This is a genomic window from Enterobacter cloacae complex sp. SHL020 (genome assembly GCF_049236945.1).
Lineage (GTDB): Bacteria > Pseudomonadota > Gammaproteobacteria > Enterobacterales > Enterobacteriaceae > Enterobacter > Enterobacter dykesii.
In genome coordinates this window covers 179,893-204,738 of the sequence record NZ_JBMKJF010000005.1, presented here as the reverse complement: position 1 = coordinate 204,738, position 24,846 = coordinate 179,893, and the positions used below count along the sequence as shown (strand labels likewise).

20 protein-coding genes are annotated in these 24,846 nt (G+C 56.7%); 14 read left to right on the top strand and 6 right to left on the bottom strand.

The window, feature by feature from the left end; translation table 11 throughout:
* Positions 1 to 158 precede the first annotated feature (158 nt).
* Both pyrG and eno read left to right on the top strand, forming a co-directional pair.
* Positions 159 to 1,796, top strand: coding sequence for a glutamine hydrolyzing CTP synthase (gene pyrG, locus ACOTZB_RS14800; RefSeq protein WP_023309013.1), 1,638 nt, complete (start codon positions 159 to 161; stop codon positions 1,794 to 1,796).
* Between the two features lie 82 nt (positions 1,797 to 1,878).
* Positions 1,879 to 3,177 carry a phosphopyruvate hydratase gene (gene eno / locus ACOTZB_RS14795; protein WP_126329641.1) on the top strand — a complete coding sequence of 433 codons (1,299 nt, stop codon included), beginning with the start codon at positions 1,879 to 1,881 and terminating at the stop codon, positions 3,175 to 3,177.
* A gap of 52 nt (positions 3,178 to 3,229) precedes the next feature.
* Here eno and ACOTZB_RS14790 read toward each other — a convergent pair whose 3' ends face one another.
* Both ACOTZB_RS14790 and ACOTZB_RS14785 read right to left on the bottom strand, forming a co-directional pair.
* On the bottom strand, positions 3,230 to 4,339 hold the full coding sequence (locus tag ACOTZB_RS14790; RefSeq protein ID WP_421627599.1) for an SDR family oxidoreductase: 1,110 nt from the start codon (positions 4,337 to 4,339) through the stop codon (positions 3,230 to 3,232).
* 358 nt (positions 4,340 to 4,697) lie between these two features.
* Positions 4,698 to 5,522, bottom strand: a complete 825-nt coding sequence (locus ACOTZB_RS14785; RefSeq protein WP_421627597.1) for a MurR/RpiR family transcriptional regulator — start codon at positions 5,520 to 5,522, stop codon at positions 4,698 to 4,700.
* 165 nt (positions 5,523 to 5,687) lie between these two features.
* On the opposite strand from ACOTZB_RS14785, the gene ACOTZB_RS14780 reads away from it, so the two are divergent.
* From ACOTZB_RS14780 to queE, 3 genes are read left to right on the top strand one after another with little or no spacing between them, the layout of a single operon-like run.
* Positions 5,688 to 7,247 carry a PTS transporter subunit EIIC gene (locus ACOTZB_RS14780; protein WP_421627596.1) on the top strand — a complete coding sequence of 520 codons (1,560 nt, stop codon included), beginning with the start codon at positions 5,688 to 5,690 and terminating at the stop codon, positions 7,245 to 7,247.
* Positions 7,247 to 7,954 carry an N-acetylmannosamine-6-phosphate 2-epimerase gene (locus tag ACOTZB_RS14775; protein ID WP_421627595.1) on the top strand — a complete coding sequence of 236 codons (708 nt, stop codon included), beginning with the start codon at positions 7,247 to 7,249 and terminating at the stop codon, positions 7,952 to 7,954. Before ACOTZB_RS14780 ends, ACOTZB_RS14775 begins: the two co-directional genes overlap by 1 nt.
* Positions 7,955 to 8,008: 54 nt before the next feature.
* Positions 8,009 to 8,680: a 7-carboxy-7-deazaguanine synthase QueE gene (queE, locus tag ACOTZB_RS14770; protein ID WP_126329631.1), complete on the top strand. Its 672-nt coding sequence runs from the start codon at positions 8,009 to 8,011 to the stop codon at positions 8,678 to 8,680.
* A gap of 17 nt (positions 8,681 to 8,697) precedes the next feature.
* Here queE and ACOTZB_RS14765 read toward each other — a convergent pair whose 3' ends face one another.
* Together ACOTZB_RS14765 and ACOTZB_RS14760 are read right to left on the bottom strand one after the other, a co-directional pair.
* On the bottom strand, positions 8,698 to 10,095 hold the full coding sequence (locus ACOTZB_RS14765) for an MFS transporter (protein ID WP_348941391.1): 1,398 nt from the start codon (positions 10,093 to 10,095) through the stop codon (positions 8,698 to 8,700).
* A 27-nt stretch (positions 10,096 to 10,122) separates the two neighbouring features.
* A complete protein-coding gene (locus ACOTZB_RS14760) occupies positions 10,123 to 11,292 on the bottom strand; it encodes a M20 aminoacylase family protein (RefSeq protein ID WP_045355771.1) in 1,170 nt (389 codons plus the stop codon).
* Positions 11,293 to 11,463: 171 nt separating this feature from the next.
* Between ACOTZB_RS14760 and ACOTZB_RS14755 the strand changes: the two genes are divergently transcribed.
* Positions 11,464 to 13,809 carry a helix-turn-helix transcriptional regulator gene (locus tag ACOTZB_RS14755; RefSeq protein ID WP_421627592.1) on the top strand — a complete coding sequence of 782 codons (2,346 nt, stop codon included), beginning with the start codon at positions 11,464 to 11,466 and terminating at the stop codon, positions 13,807 to 13,809.
* Here ACOTZB_RS14755 and queD read toward each other — a convergent pair.
* The gene (gene queD / locus ACOTZB_RS14750) at positions 13,794 to 14,156 is read right to left on the bottom strand and encodes a 6-carboxytetrahydropterin synthase QueD (RefSeq protein WP_023309002.1); all 363 of its coding nucleotides are present in this window, start codon (positions 14,154 to 14,156) and stop codon (positions 13,794 to 13,796) included. The two genes, ACOTZB_RS14755 and queD, sit on opposite strands and share 16 nt — an antisense overlap.
* Before the next feature lie 306 nt (positions 14,157 to 14,462).
* Between queD and cysJ the strand changes: the two genes are divergently transcribed.
* The 3 genes from cysJ to cysH are packed head-to-tail and all read left to right on the top strand — an operon-like array spanning position 14,463 to position 18,730.
* Positions 14,463 to 16,268 carry an NADPH-dependent assimilatory sulfite reductase flavoprotein subunit gene (gene cysJ / locus ACOTZB_RS14745; protein WP_421627591.1) on the top strand — a complete coding sequence of 602 codons (1,806 nt, stop codon included), beginning with the start codon at positions 14,463 to 14,465 and terminating at the stop codon, positions 16,266 to 16,268.
* The gene (cysI, locus tag ACOTZB_RS14740) at positions 16,268 to 17,980 is read left to right on the top strand and encodes an assimilatory sulfite reductase (NADPH) hemoprotein subunit (RefSeq protein WP_032640784.1); all 1,713 of its coding nucleotides are present in this window, start codon (positions 16,268 to 16,270) and stop codon (positions 17,978 to 17,980) included. Before cysJ ends, cysI begins: the two co-directional genes overlap by 1 nt.
* 15 nt (positions 17,981 to 17,995) lie before the next feature.
* On the top strand, positions 17,996 to 18,730 hold the full coding sequence (cysH, locus tag ACOTZB_RS14735) for a phosphoadenosine phosphosulfate reductase (protein ID WP_202771666.1): 735 nt from the start codon (positions 17,996 to 17,998) through the stop codon (positions 18,728 to 18,730).
* Between the two features lie 71 nt (positions 18,731 to 18,801).
* On the opposite strand, the gene ACOTZB_RS14730 is transcribed toward cysH, so the two are convergent.
* Positions 18,802 to 19,845, bottom strand: a complete 1,044-nt coding sequence (locus ACOTZB_RS14730; RefSeq protein ID WP_047650262.1) for an aminopeptidase — start codon at positions 19,843 to 19,845, stop codon at positions 18,802 to 18,804.
* Positions 19,846 to 20,082: 237 nt separating this feature from the next.
* On the opposite strand from ACOTZB_RS14730, the gene cysG reads away from it, so the two are divergent.
* From cysG to ACOTZB_RS14705, 5 genes are read left to right on the top strand one after another with little or no spacing between them, the layout of a single operon-like run.
* Positions 20,083 to 21,441 (top strand): siroheme synthase CysG, encoded by a 1,359-nt coding sequence (cysG, locus tag ACOTZB_RS14725; protein WP_421627590.1) that lies wholly within the window; start codon positions 20,083 to 20,085, stop codon positions 21,439 to 21,441.
* A 9-nt stretch (positions 21,442 to 21,450) separates the two neighbouring features.
* Entirely contained in the window at positions 21,451 to 22,359 is a 909-nt protein-coding gene (gene cysD / locus ACOTZB_RS14720) for a sulfate adenylyltransferase subunit CysD (protein ID WP_010434549.1), read from the top strand.
* A gap of 9 nt (positions 22,360 to 22,368) precedes the next feature.
* Positions 22,369 to 23,793, top strand: a complete 1,425-nt coding sequence (gene cysN, locus ACOTZB_RS14715) for a sulfate adenylyltransferase subunit CysN (protein ID WP_421627589.1) — start codon at positions 22,369 to 22,371, stop codon at positions 23,791 to 23,793.
* Complete coding sequence (gene cysC, locus ACOTZB_RS14710; protein ID WP_010434543.1) at positions 23,793 to 24,398, top strand: adenylyl-sulfate kinase; 606 nt, start codon at positions 23,793 to 23,795, stop codon at positions 24,396 to 24,398. Before cysN ends, cysC begins: the two co-directional genes overlap by 1 nt.
* A 58-nt stretch (positions 24,399 to 24,456) precedes the next feature.
* Positions 24,457 to 24,783 (top strand): DUF3561 family protein, encoded by a 327-nt coding sequence (locus ACOTZB_RS14705; RefSeq protein ID WP_214577215.1) that lies wholly within the window; start codon positions 24,457 to 24,459, stop codon positions 24,781 to 24,783.
* Positions 24,784 to 24,846: the final 63 nt, after the last annotated feature.

Sequence of the window (24,846 nt, the reverse complement as noted above, 5' to 3'; positions counted from 1 at the left end):
AAACATTTACCCAAAAGGGGCTATTTTCTCACTCCTTATGATTGTCATGGCCTGGAGTGGAGACGGAGAATGAAAGTTTGTGGCGCTCGCCGTGTTCGGGTATACTACTTTCCCGTCCTGGTTATTCCATCGTTTCACCCTAACTTCTCAGGTTCAGCATGACAACGAACTATATTTTTGTGACCGGCGGGGTCGTATCCTCTCTGGGTAAAGGCATTGCCGCAGCCTCCCTCGCAGCCATTCTTGAAGCCCGTGGCCTCAATGTGACCATGATGAAACTGGATCCGTACATCAACGTCGATCCGGGCACCATGAGCCCAATCCAACACGGGGAAGTGTTCGTTACTGAAGACGGCGCTGAAACCGATCTGGATCTTGGCCACTACGAGCGTTTCATTCGCACCAAAATGACCCGTCGTAACAACTTCACGACTGGTCGCATCTACTCCGACGTTCTGCGTAAAGAGCGCCGTGGTGACTACCTGGGTGCAACCGTTCAGGTTATCCCGCACATCACTAACGCCATCAAAGAACGCATTGTAGCGGGTGGCGAAGGCCACGACGTGGTGCTGGTTGAAATCGGCGGTACCGTGGGTGATATCGAATCCCTGCCATTCCTGGAAGCGATTCGTCAGCTGGCGGTAGATATCGGCCGTGAGCACGCGCTGTTCATGCACCTGACTCTGGTGCCGTACATGGCCGCCGCTGGTGAAGTGAAAACCAAGCCGACTCAGCACTCTGTGAAAGAACTGCTCTCCATTGGTATTCAGCCAGACATCCTGGTTTGCCGCTCCGATCGCGCGGTTCCGGCGAACGAACGTGCGAAAATTGCATTGTTCTGTAACGTGCCTGAAAAAGCCGTTATTTCAATGAAAGATGTCGATTCCATTTATAAAATCCCGGGCCTGTTGAAATCTCAGGGCCTGGACGATTATATTTGTAAACGATTCAGCTTGAACTGTCCGGAAGCGAACCTGTCTGAATGGGAACAGGTTATTTACGAAGAAGCCAATCCGGCAGGCGAAGTGACTATCGGTATGGTCGGCAAGTACATTGAACTGCCGGATGCCTATAAGTCAGTGATCGAAGCGCTGAAACACGGTGGTCTGAAGAACCGTGTTTCCGTGAACATCAAGCTGATTGATTCTCAGGATGTTGAAACGCGTGGCGTTGAAATCCTGAAAGATCTGGATGCTATCCTCATCCCTGGCGGCTTCGGCTACCGTGGTGTTGAAGGCAAGATCGCCACCGCGCGCTATGCGCGTGAAAACAATATTCCATACCTCGGCATCTGCCTGGGTATGCAGGTTGCGCTGATCGAATTTGCGCGCAACGTAGCGGGAATGGAAAACGCGAACTCTACGGAATTTGTGCCAGACTGTAAGTACCCTGTTGTGGCGCTTATCACTGAATGGCGTGACGAAGAAGGTAACGTCGAAGTCCGTACCGAGAAGAGCGATCTGGGTGGCACCATGCGTCTTGGCGCACAGGCCTGCCAGCTGTCTGACGATAGCGTGGTTCGCAAGCTGTATGGCGAGCCGGTGATCACCGAGCGCCATCGTCACCGCTATGAAGTCAACAACATGTTGTTGAAACCTATTGAAGCCGCGGGCCTGCGTGTTGCGGGCCGCTCCGGGGATGATCAGTTAGTCGAGATCATTGAAGTGCCAAATCATCCGTGGTTTGTCGCCTGCCAGTTCCACCCGGAATTTACTTCAACGCCACGTGACGGGCATCCGCTGTTTGCAGGCTTCGTGAAGGCCGCCAGCGACTACCAGAAGCGTCAGGCGAAGTAAAAAAAGTTAGAACGGCAACGCGTACCTTTGGTACGCGTTGTTTGTCTGGAGTTTTAGTTTAACTTGTACTGAGGAAAATCTAATGTCCAAAATCGTTAAAGTCATCGGTCGTGAAATCATCGACTCCCGTGGTAACCCGACCGTTGAAGCCGAAGTTCACCTGGAAGGTGGTTTCGTTGGTATGGCTGCTGCTCCATCAGGCGCTTCTACTGGTTCTCGCGAAGCGCTGGAACTGCGCGATGGCGACAAATCCCGCTTCATGGGCAAAGGCGTACTGAAAGCGGTTGGCGCTGTAAACGGTCCTATTGCTCAGGCAATCCTTGGCAAAGACGCCAAAGACCAGGCTGGCATCGACAAGATCATGATCGATCTGGACGGTACTGAAAACAAATCTAACTTCGGTGCGAACGCAATCCTGGCCGTTTCCTTGGCGAACGCCAAAGCGGCAGCGGCTGCTAAAGGTATGCCACTGTTCGAGCACATCGCTGAACTGAACGGCACCCCAGGCAAATACTCCATGCCTGTACCAATGATGAACATCATCAACGGCGGTGAGCACGCAGACAACAACGTTGATATTCAGGAATTCATGATTCAGCCAGTTGGCGCGAAATCCCTGAAAGAAGCCGTACGTATGGGTTCTGAAGTGTTCCACAACCTGGCTAAAGTTCTGAAAGCTAAAGGTATGAACACGGCTGTTGGTGACGAAGGTGGCTATGCGCCAAACCTGGGTTCTAACGCAGAAGCGCTGGCCGTTATCGCAGAAGCAGTTAAAGCTGCTGGCTACGAGCTGGGCAAAGACATCACCCTGGCGATGGACTGTGCAGCATCTGAATTCTACAAAGACGGTAAATACGTTCTGGCTGGCGAAGGCAACAAAGCGTTCACCTCCGAAGAGTTCACTCACTTCCTGGAAGACCTGACCAAACAGTACCCAATCGTGTCTATCGAAGACGGTCTGGACGAGTCTGACTGGGCTGGCTTCGCATACCAGACTAAAGTACTGGGCGACAAAATCCAGCTGGTTGGTGACGACCTGTTCGTAACCAACACCAAGATCCTGAAAGAAGGCATCGAGAAAGGCATCGTTAACTCCATCCTGATCAAATTCAACCAGATCGGTTCTCTGACCGAAACTCTGGCTGCGATCAAAATGGCGAAAGACGCTGGCTACACCGCTGTTATCTCTCACCGTTCTGGCGAAACTGAAGACGCTACCATTGCCGACCTGGCTGTGGGTACCGCTGCAGGCCAGATCAAAACTGGTTCTATGAGCCGTTCTGACCGTGTTGCTAAATACAACCAGCTGATTCGTATCGAAGAAGCGCTGGGCGAAAAAGCACCATACAACGGTCTGAAAGAGATCAAAGGCCAGGCATAATTGCTTAAGCCTTAAAATGAAAATGCCAGTCGAAAGACTGGCATTTTTTTTGCTATTTAAAATCGACCGCCATTTGCTCCGGAATGGTCAGCCCCTGGGTGGTTTGCACGCAGCGGGCGATGTAATCCGTAAACCGGGGCGGCTTCGGCATTCCCATGCTCAGCAGCTTATCGTTGCTGAAGCGCACGTTAAGCGTGGCAAACGCACCGTATAAACGCATGGCTTTCAGCATCAGACGTTCGTTGCACGGCCCAAAAATATGTTTCAGCTCGCGGCGCATTCTGACCAGCGTTTCGTAGCTGACCTGCGCATATTTATCCCCGACGGGGGCTTTCTCCAGCGCCTGCGCCATTGCCTGATCGATATCCGCAAAGCGAACGCTGTTCTCTTCTCCCGCAGAAATGTGTACCACTTCTCCCGGACGCGCGTTGCTGTTGAGCAGCATTAACATTGCGTCGGCGCAATAATCTACCGGAACAACGTCGATCCGGTCTTCCATTGAGCACATAAACTTCTGGAGCATCAGGCCCATGCTAAAGACCCAGAAAATGCTGCTCGACGGCGTGCAGCCGTGACGGGTATGGCCGACGACGATGGACGGACGGGCGATGAGCAGCGGCAGGTTAGGGCACTCCTGGCGCATCAGCTGTTCGATTGTTGACTTCGAAAACGTGTATTCCACCAGGTGTTCAGCATTCTCTCTGAATTCCGCGCTTTCGGCGACCAGGGAATCCTGCTCCGGCGTGCATGACATCGCGGTGCCGACGTGGAGGAAACGCTGCAGGCCCATGACCTGCTCCATGCGGCGCGCCAGCGCCAGCGTTCCTTCAACGTTGACCTTCCAGATCAGCGGGTTATTACCAAATGAGGCGACGGCCGCACAGTTAACGACATGCGTAACCCGATCCAGACGGGGATCGTTCAGGAAGGCTTCAGGCTGGCTGAGATCGCCAATCAGGATATTATCCACGCTCAGGGAGGCCAGTTTGTCTTCAGGAACGCTGAACTTGCGCATATTCTCCAGCACGCGCTCCAGCCCGCTCTGCGTATCGCCGGCGCGCGCAAGCAAAAGGAGTTTTGCAGGTTGAGCGCTGGTCAGGATTTTTTCAAGAACTGCACCGCCCAGAAATCCGGTCACGCCTGTAATCAATAACATCTTCATTAATACCGTCTCATTATGATTGATGAGGCGGATTGTAGGCGTGCAAAAGTAAACGGCATTTAAATAATAAAACGCCGAAATCAATGGCGTCTTAAGCTTATTTTAAGGAAAGGGAATCAGGTGGAGATATTGGACACTATCGCAAGGGTAAAAATTCACTCTATTAAAATTTAAATTTTAACTTATTGAATTTTAATGTTTTTGTGAGGTCTGTGTCGAATGGTTAACGTAATTCAAAATGTAATAAATATAATACTTTGTTACACCAAACATTTATCGAATAAATGTTTTAAATACCACTTAACTCAAATCAGACAACATAAGTCGCAGGCCGATTTATTTAGCCTGCGAATTATTTTCAGAGCAAAAGGGGAAGCGTGGCGCTGGCTGTTTGCTGGCTAACGTCGCCGTAATGACCATCCAGCGCAATCATGGACGTGGTCAGCAGCTCGACCAGCAGCATCACCCCAACCTTAGCATTGAGCGCGCCTGCACTTAGAGGGCCTTCTGGTTTGGCGGCAACCAGCTGCATGTCGCTCAGGGACGCCAGCGGGCTGCGGGGCGTATTGCTGAGTGCCAGAACCTTAACGCCGCGCTTGCGGGCAAGCTTCACCACGTGGAGCAAATCCCGCGTTGAACCCGAGCTGGAGATGGCCACAACCAGGGTCGCTTTCGAAAGCGTTGTCGCATTCATGGCCGCGCGGTGCATATCGCTAAACAGCTGTGCGGGTTTGCCCAGCCGCAGCAGCTTGTAATGCAGATACTCCCCGAGGATCGCGCTGGCCGCGACGCCATAAATCTGCACGGATTGCGCCTGGTGCAGCGCCAGCGCAGCCTTTTCAAGCAGCGTGCGATCGAGGAGTCGGGCGGTATCCTGCAAAGCCTGCACCGACTCATCCACGACGTTATCAATCTCATCCCCCGCCTGACGCGCGGGCTGGCCCTGCTGAATATCGAGCGCAAGCGCCATTTTAAATTCGTTATAGCCCTTGCAGCCCAGCGTCCGGCAAAGGCGCGTGACGCTGGCCTCGCTGGTGTGGCTCTCGCGCGCCAGTTCAGTGATCGTCAGGTAGAGCACCCGGGCAGGATCGCTGAGGACAAACTCGCCGAGTTTTTGTTGCGTTGGGCTGTACCCGGAAGCCTCCTGGCGGAGCTTCAGCAGCAGATTTTCATGGTCCGACATGCCACGTCCTTAATGTGTTTCGCTGCGACTAGTGTGGCGGAAAGGAGGGGAAAGATGCCAGTCATTTTGAAAAAGTATGATCGGCTTCCTGGTTTTTGATGATAATTTTCACTAAATGTAATTTATATGGTAAAAATTTTCATCGTTTAATGGGGAGATGAAAAAATGATGCAAATGTTCAGTGGCGCTTCTTCGGGGGGATGGTTTGAAAAAGCGCAGCGCTTTGGTAAATCCTTTATGTTGCCTATCGCCGTGCTGCCCGCGGCGGGTCTGCTGCTGGGGATAGGCGGTGCGCTATCGAATCCCAATACGCTGGCGGCTTATCCGTTTTTAGATGTGGGCTGGCTTCAGGCCATTTTCACCATCATGAGCAGCGCCGGTTCAATCGTGTTTGCGAACCTCTCGGTGCTGTTTGCGGTTGGGGTCGCCGTCGGGTTGGCAAAAAGCGATAAGGGCACGGCTGGGCTGGCGGCGCTTCTCGCGTTTCTGGTGATGAATGCCACCATCAACGCGCTGCTGATCCTCACCGGCAAACTGGCGCACGAGAACCCGGGCGCCGTGGGGCAGGGTATGACGCTGGGTATTCAGACGCTGGAAACCGGCGTGTTTGGCGGCGTGGTGATTGGCCTGGTGACCTGCGCGCTCCATCACCGGTTTAATAAAATTGCGCTTCCGCAGTTCCTCGGGTTCTTTGGCGGCTCGCGCTTTGTCCCCATTATCTGCTCGCTGGCGGCGATACTCGTCGGCGCGCTCATGACCGTGGTCTGGCCGCATTTCCAGAAGCTGATTTTTGGTCTCGGCGGGCTGGTGGATGCCACCGGCTATCTGGGCACCCTGCTGTACGGCTTTATTTTACGCATGCTGGGCCCGTTTGGTTTGCACCACATCTTCTATCTGCCGTTCTGGACCACCGCGCTCGGCGGCAGTGAGATTGTTAACGGTCACCTCGTTGAGGGCACACAGCGGATCTTCTTCGCCCAGCTGGCCGACCCGAACACGCAGCATTTCTATGAGGGCACGTCGCGCTTCATGTCCGGGCGCTTTATTACGATGATGTTTGGCCTGCTCGGCGCGTGTCTGGCGATGTACCACACGGCAAAACCGGAGAACAAAAAGCGCGTTGCCGGGCTGCTGCTCTCCGCGGCGTTAACCTCGTTTCTGACCGGAATTACTGAACCTATCGAGTTCTCCTTCCTGTTTATTGCGCCGGTGCTTTACGTCATTCATGCGCTGTTTGACGGGCTGGCGTTCATGCTCGCGCACATGCTGCATATCACCATCGGGCAAACCTTCTCCGGCGGTTTCATCGACTTCGTGCTGTTCGGCATTTTGCAGGGGGAGGCCAAAACCAACTGGATGTTCGTTCCGCTGGTCGGCGTGCCGTGGTTCTTCCTTTACTACTTCACCTTCCGCTACCTGATAAACCGTTTTGATTTTGCCACGCCGGGTCGGGAAAAGGAGGCGATGGTCAATGAAGTGACCTTCTCGCAGAGCGAGCGCGCCGTTGCGGTAATCGCCGGATTAGGCGGAAAAGAGAATCTGGAAGAGGTGGACTGCTGCGCCACGCGGCTTCGCGTCACGGTGAAGGACGGCAGCAAAGTGAATGACGCGGCGCTGAAAGCCACCGGCGCGCGCGGCGTTATCGTGCGCGGTAACGGTGTTCAGGTCATTTATGGCCCGCACGTCACGATTATCAAAAACGAAGTGGAAGAGATCTTATCGTAATGAAAACTGTACTGGATAACCTGAAGGGAAAACTGGTCGTCTCCTGTCAGGCGCTGGAAAATGAACCGCTGCATAGCCCGTTTATTATGTCGCGGATGGCGCTGGCGGCGGCGCAGGGCGGAGCCGCCGCTATTCGTGCCAACAGCGTGGTGGATATTGAGGCCATTAAGCAGCAGGTCTCTTTGCCTGTTATCGGCATCATCAAACGGGATTACCCGGAAAGCGAGGTGTTTATCACCGCCACGATGAAAGAGGTGGATGAGCTCATGAGCATCTCTCCGGAAATTATTGCGCTTGATGCGACGGCGCGGGAGCGTCCCGGTGGGGAATCCCTGGAAACGCTGGTCTCGCGCATCCGCTCGCGCTATCCCGCGGTACTGCTGATGGCGGACATCTCCTCCGTGGGCGAAGCCGTGACGGCGCAGGCGCTTGGATTTGACTGCGTCGGCACCACGCTTTACGGCTACACGGCGGAAACGGCGGGCCATTCGCTTCCGGACAATGACTGCGCGTTTCTGAAGGCCGTGCTGGCTGCCGTGACCGTTCCCGTGGTTGCCGAAGGGAACGTGGATACGCCTGAACGCGCGGCCAGATGCCTGGCGCTGGGCGCGCATACGGTCGTCGTCGGCGGCGCGATCACCCGCCCGCAGCAAATTACGGAACGGTTTATGGCGGCGATTGGCGCGCAAAGCACCGATGGAGCATGACCATCCGGCGGGGATCTGCGATACTTATCGTTTATCCCCTTTACTGAGATGACTATGCAGTACCCGATTAACGAGATGTTCCAGACCCTGCAAGGCGAGGGTTACTTTACCGGCGTTCCCGCTATTTTCATTCGTTTACAGGGATGCCCGGTTGGCTGTGCCTGGTGTGATACCAAACATACGTGGGATAAGCTCGCAGATCGGGAAGTGTCGCTGTTTAGCATTCTGGCGAAAACCAAAGAGAGCGATAAGTGGGGCGCGGGCAGTTCAGAAGATCTGCTGGCCATTATTGGGCGTCAGGGCTGGACGGCGCGCCACGTGGTGATCACCGGCGGTGAACCCTGCATCCACGATCTGACGCCGCTGACCGAGCTGCTCGAAAAGAACGGCTACAGCTGCCAGATTGAAACCAGCGGCACCCATGAAGTGCGCTGTTCACACACCACCTGGGTAACGGTATCGCCAAAAGTGAATATGCGCGGCGGGTATGACGTGCTGTCTCAGGCGCTGGAACGCGCGGATGAGATTAAGCACCCGGTAGGGCGCGTGCGTGATATCGAAGCGCTCGAAGAACTGCTGGCAACGCTGACGGATGAAAAGCAGCGGGTGATTGCCCTGCAGCCTATCAGCCAGAAAGAGGATGCAACGCGCCTGTGCATTGAAACCTGTATTGCGCGTAACTGGCGCCTGTCGATGCAGACGCACAAATATTTGAATATCGCCTGATCGTTGCGCGGCCCCGCCTATCGCGGGGCCCGTTCTGAAGGAAGCAATGCCCAGGTGACTCCCGCCGAAGCGAGACAAATTGCGCTGTTGAAGAGTAGCGCATACTGTGCTGCGCTGGCCATTCCCAGCGGCAGCAGTAGCGCATACAGCGACGCGGTAACGGCGATCCCCATTGCTCCACCCAGCGAACTGCCCATCTTGTAAACCCCTGAGGCCACGCCAACTTTGTTTTCAGGCGCATTCATTACCGCAGTATCCGTTGACGGCGTGGCGTAACACCCCAGCCCCAGGCCAAATAAAATGTTGCTGAGAAAAACGGTGACAATATAGATCTCTTTGCTTAAGAAAGTGCAGGAGATCAGCGTGATACCCGTTGCGGTCAGCAGCGGCCCGGTCATCATCGGCAGGCGCGCCCCGTAACGCTGGAGCAGCTTTTCCCCGACCCGAATCATCGCCAGCACGGTGACCAGATATCCCAGCGTCATGATGCCGGTTTGTAGCGGCGAAAGATGGTGTCCTTGCTGCAGCCAGATACTGGCGATCATCATGGTGCCAATGCAGCCGTTGAGCAAAAAATTAGAGAATACCGACGCGCTGTAGGCCCGGTTTTTAAACAGGGCAAAATCAATCAGCGCCACATCACCTTTACGTCGCCCGGTAAGCACAAAGCAGACCGCTGCCAGCGCGGCGCTACCCAGCACAAGTAGCGATAAAACGCTGCTCCAGCCCCAGCTGTGCCCTTTACTGATAAACAGGTTCAGCAGCACCAGCATGCAGACAAAGCTCACCAGGCCGCTGATATCCAGCTTATGGCGGCTCGCGGCGTCGCTTCGGCTTTCCGGCGTACCGCGAATCAGCAGCAGCGCCGCCACCGCGACCAGCATGGAAAAAACAAAAATCCAGCGCCAGCCGAGCGTGGTGGCAATTGTCCCGCCGACAAACGCACTCAGGCCGCTGCCGCCCCATGAACCAATGACCCAAAAGCTGATGGCCCGCTGCCGCGCGTTTCCTTCATACCAGGTTTTAATCAGCGCCAGCGTGGCGGGCATGATGCAGGCCGCTGACAGCCCCTGTATCGCTCTTCCCAGCAGAAACAGAACCGGCTCCCACGAGATGAAAAGCAGGGCGCTTCCGACGATGCTCATCGTCAGGCCGATATAGGTCATGCGCATACGCCCAAACTTGTCGGCAAATCCCCCGCAGGCAACGACAAAACAGCCGCTGAACAAGGCGCTGAGGCTGACCGCCAGCGTGAGGGTTTCGAGGGAGATAGTCAGGCTATTTTTCATTGCCGGGACAACGTTAATCACCGACTGCGCAAATAACCAGAACGTCAGAACGCTCATCACAATACCGGCCAGCAGCCGATCGTTACCGGCGTAGGTCGGTGTGCCTGTCAGGGGAACGGTACTCATCGTGCAAGCCTCCGGGGTGGGCGGGAATTAACGCAGATAATGTTCGGTCAACGCGCTCCAGAGTGCCGCGCCGGTGAGGAGAAGCTTGTCGTTAAAGTCATAGCCTGGGTTATGCACCATGCAGCGTTCAGGCTCATCTCCCGCACCGAGGGTGAAGTAGCAGCCGTTGGGATTTTTCTCGAGCATGAACGCAAAATCTTCGCTTCCCATAAAGGCATTCACCGACGAGACGGCATCCTGACCGAACAGGTCGGTCGCTACCGTACGCACCATTTCATTGGCCTGCGGGTTATTCCTTAGCACCGGACTCCCGTTCACGTGACGGATCGTGGCCGTGGCGTTGAAGCTCTCAGCCTGCGCCACGGCGATATCATGGATCCGCTGCAGCACGGTTTGACGCACCGTTTCATCCAGCGTGCGAACGGTCAGCTTCATTAACACCTTGTCGTTGATGATATTCGGAGCATGACCCGCCTGGATGCTGCCCACGGTCACGACGACCGGCTGGAACGGGGTAATATTCCTCGACACAATCGACTGCAGGGCGAGGGTGATGTGGCAGGCAACCAGCGTGGCATCGACGGTGTGTTCCGGAACGGCGCCGTGTCCTCCCACCCCGTTGACTTCAATATGAACGGTGTCCGAAGAGGCCATCATGGCGCCATCGCGAAGGCCGATTTTCCCGAGCGGCTGGGAGGGCATATTGTGCAGGCCGAAAATATGGTCGCAGGGGAACTGCTCAAACAGGCCATCCTCCAGCATGACGCGTCCGCCATACAGCAGCTCTTCCGCAGGTTGAAAAATGAGATGTAACGTACCGCTAAAGTTGCGGGTGCGAGCCAAATATTCTGCGGCATAGAGCAGCGTGGTGGTGTGGCCATCGTGCCCGCAGCCGTGGAATTTTCCCTCGACGGTGCTACTCCACGCCTTGCCGCTGTTTTCCTGCATTGGCAGCGCATCCATGTCGGCGCGCAGGCCCAGGCTTTTGCTGCTGTTGCCCACCTTCAGGGTGCCAACCACCCCGGTTTTTGCCATTCCCCGGTGGACCTCATAGCCCCACTGTTGAAGGAGTGACGCGACGCGGTCGCTGGTTTTGTGCTCCTCGAAGCCAATTTCGGGGTGTCGGTGGAATTCGCGACGAAGTTCAGTGAACCGATCTTCGGTGTCCCGCAGAGCGTCAACAATTGGATGTGTCATTTTTGTTATCCTTTTCCTGCCAAACGGTGTTAGTTTCGAGTTTATGTCGATCGCATTGCCGGAAAATGCTCTTTTTTGTTGTAAAGCGACGCCTTTTTTCTGATTGTTTTTCATACGATTCAGTTATGACAAAAAATGGCGCATCATTTTTTGTCCATGCGGGGGAGCCGAATGGAGCAGCATGGGAACGAGTTTGCGGTAGTCGTTGAAGACATTCGCCTGCTCACGCAGGATGAAGGTGATTCGCTGACGATACTGTGGGTTCTGGAAGGGCAAGCCGAACTGCAAACCGCCGCAGGACGCGAGACGGTGTCAAATAACGGTCTTGCGGTGATAAACCGCTATCAGCGCTGGCGGTTCAGTAGCCAGAGCGCGAACGTAACGCTTCGTGTCGTTCTCTCCGGGCGGTGGGTAATCAAGCTGTACAATGACTTTTTTGCCCATGACTACGCGGTTCCGACAGAGTCCGGTGGAAACTGGCCGCAGTGTGACGAACTTCGGCACCTGCTGCGTCAGCTTCTGGTGGTGACGCTGGTGAACGATCCGCACCGCTTCAGGCTGGAGGCAAATCGCTGGCTGAGCGAGATCCTGCTGCTGCTGATTGGCCGCTTTCAGCAGCCTGCCCGCCAGAAACCCCGGGACCAGCACGCCGACGTCAGCAAGCGCATTGCCCGCGTGCTGGAGCGGATCAACGCCAGCTATACCCGGCGCATTACGCTGGCCGAAATTGCAGCGAGTGAGTTCGTCTCCGAAGCCTGGCTCTCCCGCCTCTTTCGAAAAGAGATGGGTGTCAGTTTTATGCAGTACATCACCGCCCTGCGGCTGGAAAAAGCGGCTGACGCCCTGCGCCTCACCAGCCGTCCTTTGCATCAGATTGCGCTGGAGCACGGGTTTGCCAGCACGCGCATGATGACCGATCGGTTCCGGCGCTATCACAATATGTCTCCGGGCGAGTTTCGTAAGGCCAGGCGGCATCGCTCCGATGCGTCTCCGCTGCGGGCAGGCACGGGCGAGCAGCGCTTTCCCATCGCGGTGGATAGGCTGTTTAGTTTGCTTAGAGGCGCTGAGAACCGCGGCTGGGAACCCGCTCCGCTAACCCACTCCCCGCGTCAGGAGCGAATAGTTGATCTGCAGCAGCTTTATCCGCTCTCGTCCGCGCTGCGCCGTGCGAGGCTGGTCGTCACCCTGCGCGAGCTTGACGATTTACTGCGGGAGGATGTTCGCCAGCATCTGGAGGCGCTTCACGAGGCGATTCCAATTGAGGGGATTGATATTGCTGAACCTTTTCTCAGCAGCCGTCTGTTCGCCACGGGATGGGACGATCCCCATATGGCGGGTTACGCCTGCTGGTACAATTTGCAGCAGCTGTTTACCTGGGTAGCAAAAAAAGGTTGGACGATCCTGCTGCACACGGGGGTCACCACCCGATGCGATCTTCTGAAGCGCTTTTTGCAGCTGTCGGTTAACCGATTTTTACCCGATATTACCGCAGGCTGGCACGTCGTGATGCACTGGTCTCCTCAGGCAAGCGCGGAAACCCAGGAGCACGCCTGGCAGGCTCAGCGGGCGACGGTCGGGGCCTACCTTCCACAGGCAAAGTTTGGGGTGTGGCATCGCTTCTCTCCCGTGGGTACTGAACTCGGCGACGACGCGCTGTTCCATTCTGGCATTCTGGACCAGGCCGATTTCCTCGCCTGTCAGGCGGATGCCAACGAGCTGCTCGATCTGGCGCGGCTGGATCCTACACATCTCTCCTCGTCTGAAAACTATCCCGTGCTGAAGATCCGCCAAATACTCGCCGCCCTTCGCCAGCGGCAGCGCACGCTGCCGGTATGGTTACTCTCGTGGAATACCCTTACCGGGAATACGCGGGCAACCAACGGCTGGTTTTTTCGCGGCGCGCTGCTTATGCAAAATTTACTCGGGCTTTCAGAACAGGTCTGGCTGGCGGGGTTCTGGCTGAATTCCGGTTTGCAGGGGGAAGCCAGGGCGAACAACACCCTCGATACATCGAGCCTTGCGCTTCAGTATAATCACGGCCTTCCGCGGCCCATCTACTGGGTGCTCTGGCTGTGGCAACGCCTGCGGGGAGAGGTGCTCGTCAACGACAAGAGCGTGCTGCTGCTCCGCCATCAGGGGGGCTATCAGCTGCTGCTGCGTAACGTGGTGGTGTTCAATCCGCTGCTCTCCAGCGAGGAGGCTTTCATCCAACGTTTTCAACAGCAATATCATCTGCAGCTACAGGGGATGTGCGGCGAGTGGCGCATCAGGCGCCATCTTTTCGATCGGCACAATGGTGCGCTCTACCCGCTGCTGGAAGGGGTACGCAGCGACAGCGGGCCTGATGAAGAGATGTGGCGCTGGATTGCGCACAAAGCGCGTCCAACGCTTTCCTTACGCGATGAACGGCTTAATGACGGCTGGCAAATGACAGAATCACTGGAAAGTAACGCGCTCGTGCTCTATGAGTTCATGCCGCTAAACGGGCGTGATGAAGAGGATCACTCTCCGCGATAGATGCAGCCGGCGGTGCAGGTCTCTTTGATCATCACCGCGCTCAGCAGCGGTACCAGCGGCTTCATCTGATCCCAAATCCATTTCGCCAGCACTTCGCTGGTCGGGTTTTCAAGGCCCGGAATATCATTCAGGTAGTAATGATCCAGACGATCGTAGGTCGGCTTAAACGCCGCCTTCAGCTCGGCAAAATCCATGATCCAACCGGTATGCGGATCAACTTCACCGGTGATCTCAAGACGCACCATGAACGAATGCCCGTGCAGACGGCCGCATTTATGCCCTTCAGGGACATGCGGAAGGTGGTGGGCGGCTTCGAAGGTGAAATCTTTAAACAGTGTGGTGGACATGATCGCTCTCAGTAATGCGGAAAAAACCGCCGCATAGTACCGGAAAGCACAATTTTTAGCATTAACTAAAACGGCTCTGAAGCCTGGCGTCTCGTTAACGGGCGTTTTTTGATGTTTTTATCGATAATTTTCAGTGGGTTAATTAATCGCTTTTATCGTTAAGTATGACAACTAAAACAGGTTAGTCCATTTGGTTATTTATTATTTCCATCCCTTCTTTAATTGTTATTATCCTCGCCGTTAACCTTATCTTCAGTTTGGATTTATTCGCTTAAAGTCCGCTTGGCTACTGGAACATAACGACGCATGACAACACAGGCCCCACCTTCAAATTTGCTTCCCCTGAACCCGGAGCAACTGGCGCGCCTTCAGGCCGCCACCTCTGATTTTTCTCCCACTCAGCTTGCCTGGGTCTCCGGTTATTTCTGGGGAATGCTCAATCAGCAGCCTGGCGCTGTGGCGGGTGCACCGGCAACGGCCGTTGAAATTCCGGCCATTACCCTGATTTCCGCCTCGCAGACGGGCAACGCCCGCCGCGTGGCCGAAGCGCTGCGTGACGACCTGCTGGCCGCCAAACTGAACGTGAACCTGGTCAACGCCGGGGATTATAAATTTAAGCAAATCGCGTCAGAAAAACTGCTGGTGGTGGTCGCCTCTACCCAGGGCGAAGGTGAACCCGCTGAAGAAGCGGTGGCGCTGCACAAGTTCCTGTTCTCGAAAAAAGCGCCGAAGCTGGACGGCACGGCGTTTGCCGTATTTGGCCTGGGCGATACCTCGTATGAATTCTTCTGCCAGTCCGGTAAAGACTTCGACAGCAGGCTGGCGGAGCTGGGCGCGGAGCGCCTGCTGGACCGCGTTGACGCGGATGTTGAATACCAGACCGCCGCCGCCGAATGGCGCGCCCGCATCGTTGAGGTGCTAAAAGCGCGCGTGCCGAAAGAGACGTCGGCGCAGGCCGCGTTCACCGCGACGGGTGCCGTCAACGACATCCATACCAGCCCGTACACCAAAGAGGCGCCGCTGACGGCGAGCCTGTCGGTGAACCAGAAAATTACCGGCCGCGACTCGGAAAAAGACGTGCGCCATATCGAAATCGATCTCGGCGACTCTGGCCTGCGCTATCAGCCGGGCGACGCGCTGGGTATCTGGTATCAGAACGATCCGGCTCTGGTGAAAGAGCTGGTTGAGCTGCTGTGGCTGAAGGGCGACGAGCCCGTCACCGTTGACGGCAAAACCCAGCCGCTTTCAGAGGCGCTGCAGTGGCATTTCGAACTGACGGTGAACACCCCGAATATCGTCGAAAATTATGCCACCTTAACGCGCAGCGAATCCCTGCTGCCGCTGGTGGGCGACAAGGCGAAGCTGCAGCATTACGCCGCGACGACGCCAATAGTCGATATGGTCCGTTTCTCTCCGGCGCAGCTGGATGCCGATGCGCTAATCGGCCTGCTGCGTCCGCTGACGCCGCGCCTGTACTCCATCGCCTCTTCGCAGGCCGAAGTGGAGAGCGAAGTGCATGTTACCGTCGGGGTGGTGCGCTACGACATCGAAGGCCGCGCCCGTGCGGGTGGGGCATCAAGTTTCCTGGCGGATCGCGTGGAAGAAGAGGGCGAAGTGCGCGTCTTTATCGAGCACAACGACAACTTCCGCCTGCCGGCGAATCCGGAAACCCCGGTCATCATGATTGGCCCGGGCACCGGCATTGCGCCGTTCCGCGCCTTCATGCAGCAGCGCGCGGCAGACGGTGCGCCGGGTAAAAACTGGCTGTTCTTCGGCAACCCGCACTTTACCGAAGATTTCCTCTACCAGGTTGAGTGGCAGCGCTATGTGAAAGAAGGCGTACTGACCCGCATCGATCTGGCCTGGTCCCGCGACCAGAAAGAAAAAGTATACGTACAAGACAAACTGCGCGAACAGGGCGCAGAGCTGTGGCGCTGGATCAATGAAGGTGCCCACATTTATGTCTGCGGCGACGCCAATCGCATGGCGAAAGACGTTGAGCAGACTTTGCTGGAAGTGATTGCCGAATTCGGCGGTATGGATGCCGAAACGGCGGATGAATTTTTAAGTGAGCTGCGCGTTGAGCGCCGTTATCAGCGAGATGTCTACTAATGAGCGAAAAACATCCAGGGCCACTGGTGGTCGAAGGTAAACTGACAGACGCCGAGCGCATGAAGCTGGAAAGCAACTATCTGCGCGGCACCATTGCTGAAGATCTGAATGACGGTCTCACCGGCGGTTTCAAAGGCGACAACTTCCTGCTGATCCGCTTCCACGGCATGTACCAGCAGGACGATCGCGACATCCGCGCCGAGCGTGCCGAACAGAAGCTGGAGCCGCGCCATGCGATGCTGCTGCGCTGCCGTCTGCCGGGCGGGGTGATCACCACCAAACAGTGGCAGGCGATCGACAAGTTTGCCGGTGAAAACACGATCTACGGCAGCATCCGCCTGACCAACCGTCAGACCTTCCAGTTCCACGGCATTCTGAAGAAGAACGTGAAGCCGGTGCATCAGATGCTGCACTCGGTCGGGCTGGACGCGCTGGCGACCGCTAACGACATGAACCGTAACGTGCTTTGCACCTCGAACCCGTATGAGTCCGAGCTGCACGCCGAAGCCTATGAGTGGGCGAAGAAGATCTCTGAGCATCTGCTGCCGCGCACCCGCGCCTATGCTGAGATTTGGCTCGATCAGGAAAAAGTCGCCACTACGGACGAAGAACCGATCCTTGGCCAGACCTATCTGCCGCGTAAGTTCAAAACTACGGTTGTGATCCCACCGCAGAACGATATCGATCTGCACGCCAACGACATGAACTTCGTGGCGATTGCCGAAAACGGCAAGCTGATTGGCTTTAACCTGCTGGTGGGCGGCGGCCTGTCCATTGAACACGGTAATAAGAAAACCTACGCCCGCACCGCGAGCGAGTTCGGCTTCCTGCCGCTGGAGCACACGCTGGCCGTGGCGGAAGCGGTAGTGACCACGCAGCGCGACTGGGGCAACCGTACCGACCGTAAAAACGCGAAAACCAAATACACCCTGGAGCGCGTGGGCGTTGAGACGTTCAAAGAGGAAGTGGAGCGTCGTGCGGGCATCAAGTTTGAGCCCATCCGCCCTTACGAATTCACCGGTCGCGGCGATCGCATTGGCTGGGTGAAAGGTATCGATAATAAATGGCACCTGACGCTGTTTATTGAAAACGGCCGTATTCTGGATTATCCGGGCCGCCCGCTGAAAACCGGTCTGCTGGAAATTGCTAAGATCCATAAAGGCGAGTTCCGCATTACCGCTAACCAGAATCTCATTATTGCCGGCGTGCCGGAGAGCCAGAAGGCGAAGATCGAGAAGCTGGCGCGCGATCATGGGTTGATGAATGCGGTGAAGCCGCAGCGTGAAAACTCGATGGCCTGCGTGTCGTTCCCGACCTGCCCGCTGGCGATGGCCGAAGCGGAACGTTTCCTGCCGTCATTCACTGACAAGGTAGAAGCGATTCTGGAAAAACACGGTATTCCGGACGAGCATATTGTTATGCGCGTCACCGGCTGCCCGAACGGCTGCGGTCGCGCGATGCTGGCCGAGCTGGGTCTGGTGGGGAAAGCGCCGGGTCGTTACAACGTGCACCTTGGCGGCAATCGTATGGGGACGCGCATTCCGCGTATGTACCGTGAAAATATTACGGAACCGGAAATTCTTGATTCCATCGACGAGCTTGTCGGGCGCTGGGCGAAAGAGCGCGAAGCGGGTGAAGGCTTCGGCGACTTTACGGTGCGTGCGGGCATCATTCGCCCGGTGCTCGATCCCGCAAGGGATTTCTGGGAGTAACCACGAGAGGTAATTATGTCCTTACTCGATCTAAACGCCCTTAACGATCTGCCTAAAGTCGAACGCATTCTGGCGCTGGCAGAAACCAATGCCCACCTTGAAAAGCTGGACGCCGAAGGGCGCGTGGCGTGGGCGCTGGAAAACCTGCCGGGAGACTATGTGCTCTCGTCGAGCTTTGGTATTCAGGCGGCGGTCAGCCTGCATCTGGTGAATCAGATCCGTCCGGACATTCCGGTGATCCTCACCGATACCGGCTACCTGTTCCCGGAAACCTACCAGTTTATTGACGAGCTGACGGACAAGCTCAAGCTGAACCTCAAAGTGTACCGCGCGACGGAAAGCGCGGCCTGGCAGGAGGCGCGCTACGGTAAGCTGTGGGAGCAGGGCGTTGAGGGCATTGAGAAATACAATGAGATCAACAAAGTCGAGCCGATGAACCGGGCGCTGAAAGAGCTCAATGCGCAGACGTGGTTTGCGGGCCTGCGTCGCGAGCAGTCCGGCAGTCGTGCAACCTTACCGGTGCTGGCGGTCCAGCGCGGGGTATTTAAAGTGCTGCCGATTATCGACTGGGATAACCGAACGGTGTATCAGTACCTGCAAAAACACGGGCTGAAGTACCATCCGCTGTGGGACCAGGGCTATCTGTCGGTGGGTGACACCCACACCACGCGCAAATGGGAACCGGGAATGGCGGAAGAAGAGACGCGATTCTTTGGCCTTAAGCGCGAGTGCGGGCTGCACGAAGGATAATCCTTTATCCTCCCTCTCCCGGTGGGAGAGGGTTTGGGTGAGGGCATCAGGCCGCGCTATGCTTAACGACCTCAGGCTTTCCCCGCCTTCGCCAGCTCCTTAACCAGCGGCAGCATGACCTTCACCACATCACGACTGCGGTGCTCAATCCGCTGCGGCAGCGCGCTATCAATGTGCTGCTGATTATCCAGCATCACGTTGTGCCAGCTTGTCCCGTCCGGGAAGGCTTTCGATTTAGCCCGCTGCTGATAGCCATCTTTTTTGCCCAGTGCCCAGTTTGTCGCTTCCACGTACAGCACCGGAATGCCCGCCTTATCGAAGACTTCCCCGTCGTTGCAGCAGCCTGTTCCGCGTGGGAAAGCAGGATTCCCGCCCGGATTGGTCGTGGCAAAAACGCCATGGCTGCGGGCTATCGCCAGCGCCCGGTCGCGCGTCAGTTTCCGCACGGGTCCCGGCGTACTCTGCCCGCTGTTGAAATAAAGCTTATCGCCGACGATCAGGTTATCGAGGTTGATCACCAGCAGCGTATTTTTCTTCTCCTCAGCGCTCATGCGTTTAAGGAGATTCTCAGCCCCGAGTTTGCCCTCTTCTTCACCGCTGGTGGCCACGAAACGAATGCCATACTGGGTTGGAATATCTTTCATCCGCTCGGCCAGTTCGAGCATCACGCCCAGGCCCGCCGCGTTGTCGTCCATGCCCTGCAGCGTCAGCCCGCCGAGGTTGTTATCCGTATCGGCATCGCTCATCGGAGCGTAGGTATCAAGGTGCGCCATAATAATAATCTGTTCAGCCGCGCGACCTTCATGCGCCGCGATAACCGTACTGCCGGTCACGTTATGCCAGTTTTTCGTTTTATTTCGTGAGGTATAGACGTAGCGGCTGTGAAACGACCGGATATCGCTCTGGTAGCCCATCCCGGCAAACTGCTGGCGAAGATAGTCCGCAGAGAGCATCTCTGCAGGCGAGCCGGTCATGCGGCCAGGAAAGACGGTGGCAATATGCCGCGCCTGCATAGTGGCGATTTCACCATAAGGTTGGTTTTTTGCCTGGGCAGGAAGAATAAAGCAAACGCCGAGCGCCAGGGCAGCAATACGGTGGCGCGTTGCGGAAAACATAGTGAGTCCTTAAAAACAGAGCAAAATATTAACCCGCCTAGTATGAAACTGTGATCGCCCATACACAATTTGAATTGCTCTTAAATGCCCGAAATTTCGCGTGTTAAGCACTTTTTGGTATTAGCTTTTTCACGGCGTTATTCCATTGAGTAACTACTCATTCCAATTCGTAATTTCATTCGGTCTAAGCCGCCCCCTATAGTCCCTTTATTCCTCGTTGTTAGTGAGTTGTTGCTTGTGGACTATCTGCCCTTATTTGCCGCGATAAAAGAGAAGCCGGTGCTGGTTGTTGGCACGGGTGAAATTGCCGATCGCAAAATCGCGTTTTTGCAGCGCGCAGGGGCGCAGGTGCGAGTAGTCGCAGAAGCGGATTTTGACGAATCACACATCGACAGCGTCGTGCTGGTGATTGCGGCGACCGAAGATCGCGACCTGAACCGGCGGATTTCCGACGCCGCGCAGGCCCGTTACCGCCTGGTGAACGTGGTGGACGACCAGCCGTTATGCTCGTTCATCTTCCCGTCGATCGTTGACCGTTCGCCGCTGCTGGTGGCGATCTCCTCCGGCGGTACCGCACCGGTGCTGGCGCGCGTGCTGCGTGAAAAAATCGAAGCGCTGCTGCCGACCAGCCTCGGGCGAATGGCGGAAAAAGCCAGCTACTGGCGCAACCACCTGAAAACGCGCCTGACCAGCGTAACGGAACGTCGTCGCTTCTGGGAACGCGTATTTCGCGGCCGCTTTGCCAGCCTGATGCAGGCCGGTAATGAGACGGCGGCGCAGAAGATCCTTGAGGACGAACTGGATAACCCCGGCAGCACGGGCGGGGAGATCATACTGGTGGGGGCAGGGCCGGGCGATGCCGGACTTCTGACGCTGCGCGGCCTGCAGGTGCTGCAGGACGCGGACGTGGTGTTCTACGACCATCTGGTCACCGACGGCGTGCGCGAGCTGATCCGTCGGGACGCGGAGCAAATCTGCGTCGGCAAACGGGCTGGCGAGCACTCGGTGCCGCAGCACGACACCAACCAGATGCTGGTTGACGCCGCCAAAGCGGGTAAAACCGTGGTGCGCCTGAAAGGGGGCGATCCGTTCATTTTCGGTCGCGGCGGCGAAGAGCTGCAGGCGGCAGCCGAAGCGGGCGTACCGTTCCAGGTGGTGCCCGGCATCACGGCGGCCTCTGCGGTTACGGCCTACGCCGGTATTCCGCTGACCCACCGCGATTACGCCCAGAGCGTCACCTTTGTGACAGGCCACTACAAGGCCGACAGCACGCCGTTCGACTGGTCGCATCTCGCCCAGAGCCGCCAGACGCTGGCGATCTACATGGGCACGATGAAGGCGGCGGACATCAGCGAACAGCTTATTCAGCACGGTCGCGAGGCGACGACGCCCGTTGCCGTCATTTCTCGCGGCACGCGCGTCGATCAGCACGTTGCGACGGGCACGCTGGAACATCTTGCAACCCTGGCGAAAGACGCCCCGATGCCCGCCCTGATCGTGGTGGGAGAAGTGGTGCAGCTGCACAGCACGCTCGCCTGGTTCCAACATACAACCGATACAGAAGGCTTTGGTTCTTCTGTTGTAAATTTGGCTTAAGGAACGGTTATGGACCAAAAACGTCTTACACACCTGCGGCAGCTCGAAGCGGAGAGTATCCATATCATCCGCGAAGTGGCCGCCGAGTTTTCTAACCCGGTGATGATGTACTCCATCGGTAAAGATTCCAGCGTCATGCTGCACCTGGCGCGTAAAGCGTTTTATCCGGGCACGCTGCCGTTCCCGCTGCTGCACGTGGATACCGGCTGGAAGTTCCGCGAAATGTACGAGTTCCGCGACCGTACCGCCAAAGCCTACGGCTGCGAGCTGCTGGTGCATAAAAACCCGGAAGGGGTGGCGATGGGCATTAACCCGTTCGTGCACGGCAGCGCCAAGCACACTGATATCATGAAAACCGAAGGGCTGAAGCAGGCGCTGAATAAATACGGTTTTGACGCGGCCTTCGGCGGCGCGCGCCGTGACGAGGAGAAATCCCGCGCCAAAGAGCGTATCTACTCCTTCCGCGACCGCTTCCACCGCTGGGATCCGAAAAACCAGCGTCCGGAGCTGTGGCACAACTACAACGGTCAGATCAACAAAGGCGAAAGCATTCGCGTCTTCCCGCTCTCCAACTGGACCGAGCTGGACATCTGGCAGTACATCTATCTGGAAAATATCGAGATCGTTCCGCTGTATCTGGCCGCCGAGCGCCCGGTGCTGGAGCGCGACGGCATGCTGATGATGATCGACGACGATCGCATCGACCTGCAGCCGGGCGAAGTGATCAAACAACAGATGGTGCGCTTCCGTACCCTCGGCTGCTGGCCGCTGACCGGCGCGGTGGAATCCAGCGCGCAGACGCTGCCGGAGATCATCGAAGAGATGCTGGTGTCCACCACCAGCGAGCGACAGGGGCGCGTGATTGACCGCGACCAGGCAGGCTCCATGGAGCTGAAGAAACGTCAGGGTTATTTCTAAGGAGCCGCCATGAACACCACTATTGCTCAACAAATTGCCAACGAAGGCGGCGTGGAAGCGTATCTGCACGCGCAACAACACAAAAGCCTGCTGCGTTTTCTGACCTGCGGCAGCGTGGATGACGGGAAAAGTACCCTGATTGGCCGCCTGCTGCACGATACGCGCCAGATTTACGAAGATCAGCTCTCTTCCCTGCATAACGACAGTAAACGTCACGGCACCCAGGGTGAAAAACTCGACCTGGCGCTGCTGGTGGACGGCCTGCAGGCGGAGCGCGAGCAGGGCATCACCATCGACGTGGCCTACCGCTATTTCTCTACCGAGAAGCGCAAATTTATTATCGCCGACACCCCGGGGCACGAGCAGTACACCCGCAACATGGCGACCGGCGCGTCCACCTGCGATCTGGCGATCCTGCTGATGGACGCGCGTAAAGGCGTGCTGGATCAGACCCGCCGTCACAGCTTTATCTCGACGTTGCTGGGGATCAAACACCTGGTGGTGGCGGTCAACAAGATGGATCTGGTCAACTTCAGCGAAGAGAAGTTCGATGAGATCCGCCAGAGCTACCTGACCTTTGCCGAACAGCTGCCGGGCAACCTGGATATTCGCTTTGTGCCGCTCTCGGCGCTGGAAGGGGATAACGTCGCCTCCCAGAGCGCGAACATGCCTTGGTACAGCGGCCCGACGCTGCTGGAAGTGCTGGAAACCGTTGAAATCCAGCGCGTGGTCGACACCCAGCCGATGCGCTTCCCGGTGCAGTACGTGAACCGTCCAAACCTCGATTTCCGCGGTTTCTCGGGCACCCTAGCGTCAGGCTCCGTAAAGGTAGGTCAGCGCGTCAAGGTGCTGCCATCCGGCGTGGAATCGACTATCGCCCGTATCGTCACCTTCGACGGTGACCTCCAGGACGCGGGCGCCGGTGAAGCCGTAACGCTGGTGCTGAAAGACGAAATTGATATCAGCCGGGGCGACCTGCTGGTCGACGCGCAGGAAACGCTGGCGGCGGTTCAAGGGGCTTCCGTGGACGTGGTGTGGATGGCCGAACAGCCGCTGACCGCAGGCCAAAGCTATGACATCAAAATTGCCGGCAAGAAAACCCGCGCCCGCGTGGACGGTATTCAGTTCCAGGTGGATATCAACAACCTGACCCAGCGTGACGTCACCGAGCTGCCGCTGAACGGCATTGGTCTGGTCGATCTGACCTTCGACGAACCGCTGGTGCTGGATCCGTATCAGCAGAACCCGGTCACGGGAGGGCTGATCTTTATCGACAGGCTGACCAACGTTACCGTCGGAGCCGGTATGGTGCGCGAACCGATTAAACAGGCTGCCGCGACGTCTGAATTCAGCGCCTTCGAGCTGGAACTGAACGCTCTGGTGCGTAAACACTTCCCGCACTGGGGCGCACGCGATCTGCTGGGAGGCAAATAATGGCCGCCCATGATGAGAACGTCGTCTGGCATCCTCATCCGGTTACCGTCGCCCAGCGCGAACAGCTCCACGGTCACCGTGGGGTTGTGCTGTGGTTTACCGGGCTGTCCGGCTCGGGTAAATCAACGGTGGCGGGCGCGCTGGAAGAGGCGTTGCATCAGCAGGGCGTAAGCACGTACCTGCTGGACGGTGACAACGTGCGTCACGGCCTGTGCAGCGATTTAGGGTTTAGCGACGACGACCGCAAAGAGAACATCCGCCGGGTGGGCGAAGTCGCCAGCCTGATGGCTGACGCCGGGCTGGTGGTGCTGACCGCGTTTATCTCTCCGCACCGCGCCGAGCGCCAGATGGTGCGCGAACGCGTGGGCCAGGATCGCTTTATCGAGGTGTTTGTCGATACGCCGCTGGAGATTTGCGAAGCGCGCGACCCGAAAGGGCTGTACAAGAAAGCGCGAGCCGGAGAACTGCGCAACTTCACCGGAATTGACGCGGTATACGAAGCGCCTGAATCGCCTGAAATTCACCTGGAAGGTCAACAATTGGTAACAAATTTAGTAAGCCAATTATTAGACCTGCTCCGACGGGACGATATTATCAGATCCTGAGGCGGTATCGTTCGGGAGCTGTCTTCCCGAACGATGAGTCACGGTCACAGGATTAGCTATGCGCAACAGTGAACATTACATCACCACCACCGGGTCGGAGCCGCTAGCGACCGACGACGAAACGACCTGGTCATTTCCCGGGGCCATCATTGGCTTCGTCTCATGGCTGCTGGCGCTTGGCATTCCGTTTCTCATCTACGGCGGCAACACGCTGTTCTTCTTTCTCTACACCTGGCCTTTCTTTCTGGCGCTGATGCCCGTGGCGGTTGTCGTCGGCATTGCGCTGCACTCGCTGCTCAACGGTAAGCTCCTCTTCAGCACCGTGGTCACGATTGTGACGGTGGTTCTGATGTTTGGTCTGTTATTTTTGTGGCTCATGGGCTAACTTCAGCCATAATTCAAACCGTAACCAACTGTGTAACGATATTGTGCAGGACGATTCTGCGGA

Coding starts and splice junctions, on each gene's coding strand:
- ACOTZB_RS14775 (WP_421627595.1), top strand. CDS start 7,247: ATGAAAACTGTACTGGATAACCTGAAGGGAAAACTGGTCGTCTCCTGT.
- pyrG (WP_023309013.1), top strand. CDS start 159: ATGACAACGAACTATATTTTTGTGACCGGCGGGGTCGTATCCTCTCTG.
- ACOTZB_RS14785 (WP_421627597.1), bottom strand. CDS start 5,522: ATGTCGGACCATGAAAATCTGCTGCTGAAGCTCCGCCAGGAGGCTTCC.
- ACOTZB_RS14755 (WP_421627592.1), top strand. CDS start 11,464: ATGGAGCAGCATGGGAACGAGTTTGCGGTAGTCGTTGAAGACATTCGC.
- queD (WP_023309002.1), bottom strand. CDS start 14,156: ATGTCCACCACACTGTTTAAAGATTTCACCTTCGAAGCCGCCCACCAC.
- cysH (WP_202771666.1), top strand. CDS start 17,996: ATGTCCTTACTCGATCTAAACGCCCTTAACGATCTGCCTAAAGTCGAA.
- queE (WP_126329631.1), top strand. CDS start 8,009: ATGCAGTACCCGATTAACGAGATGTTCCAGACCCTGCAAGGCGAGGGT.
- cysJ (WP_421627591.1), top strand. CDS start 14,463: ATGACAACACAGGCCCCACCTTCAAATTTGCTTCCCCTGAACCCGGAG.
- ACOTZB_RS14705 (WP_214577215.1), top strand. CDS start 24,457: ATGCGCAACAGTGAACATTACATCACCACCACCGGGTCGGAGCCGCTA.
- cysI (WP_032640784.1), top strand. CDS start 16,268: ATGAGCGAAAAACATCCAGGGCCACTGGTGGTCGAAGGTAAACTGACA.
- ACOTZB_RS14780 (WP_421627596.1), top strand. CDS start 5,688: ATGATGCAAATGTTCAGTGGCGCTTCTTCGGGGGGATGGTTTGAAAAA.
- ACOTZB_RS14730 (WP_047650262.1), bottom strand. CDS start 19,845: ATGTTTTCCGCAACGCGCCACCGTATTGCTGCCCTGGCGCTCGGCGTT.
- ACOTZB_RS14765 (WP_348941391.1), bottom strand. CDS start 10,095: ATGAGTACCGTTCCCCTGACAGGCACACCGACCTACGCCGGTAACGAT.
- cysC (WP_010434543.1), top strand. CDS start 23,793: ATGGCCGCCCATGATGAGAACGTCGTCTGGCATCCTCATCCGGTTACC.
- ACOTZB_RS14760 (WP_045355771.1), bottom strand. CDS start 11,292: ATGACACATCCAATTGTTGACGCTCTGCGGGACACCGAAGATCGGTTC.
- ACOTZB_RS14790 (WP_421627599.1), bottom strand. CDS start 4,339: ATGAAGATGTTATTGATTACAGGCGTGACCGGATTTCTGGGCGGTGCA.
- cysN (WP_421627589.1), top strand. CDS start 22,369: ATGAACACCACTATTGCTCAACAAATTGCCAACGAAGGCGGCGTGGAA.
- eno (WP_126329641.1), top strand. CDS start 1,879: ATGTCCAAAATCGTTAAAGTCATCGGTCGTGAAATCATCGACTCCCGT.
- cysD (WP_010434549.1), top strand. CDS start 21,451: ATGGACCAAAAACGTCTTACACACCTGCGGCAGCTCGAAGCGGAGAGT.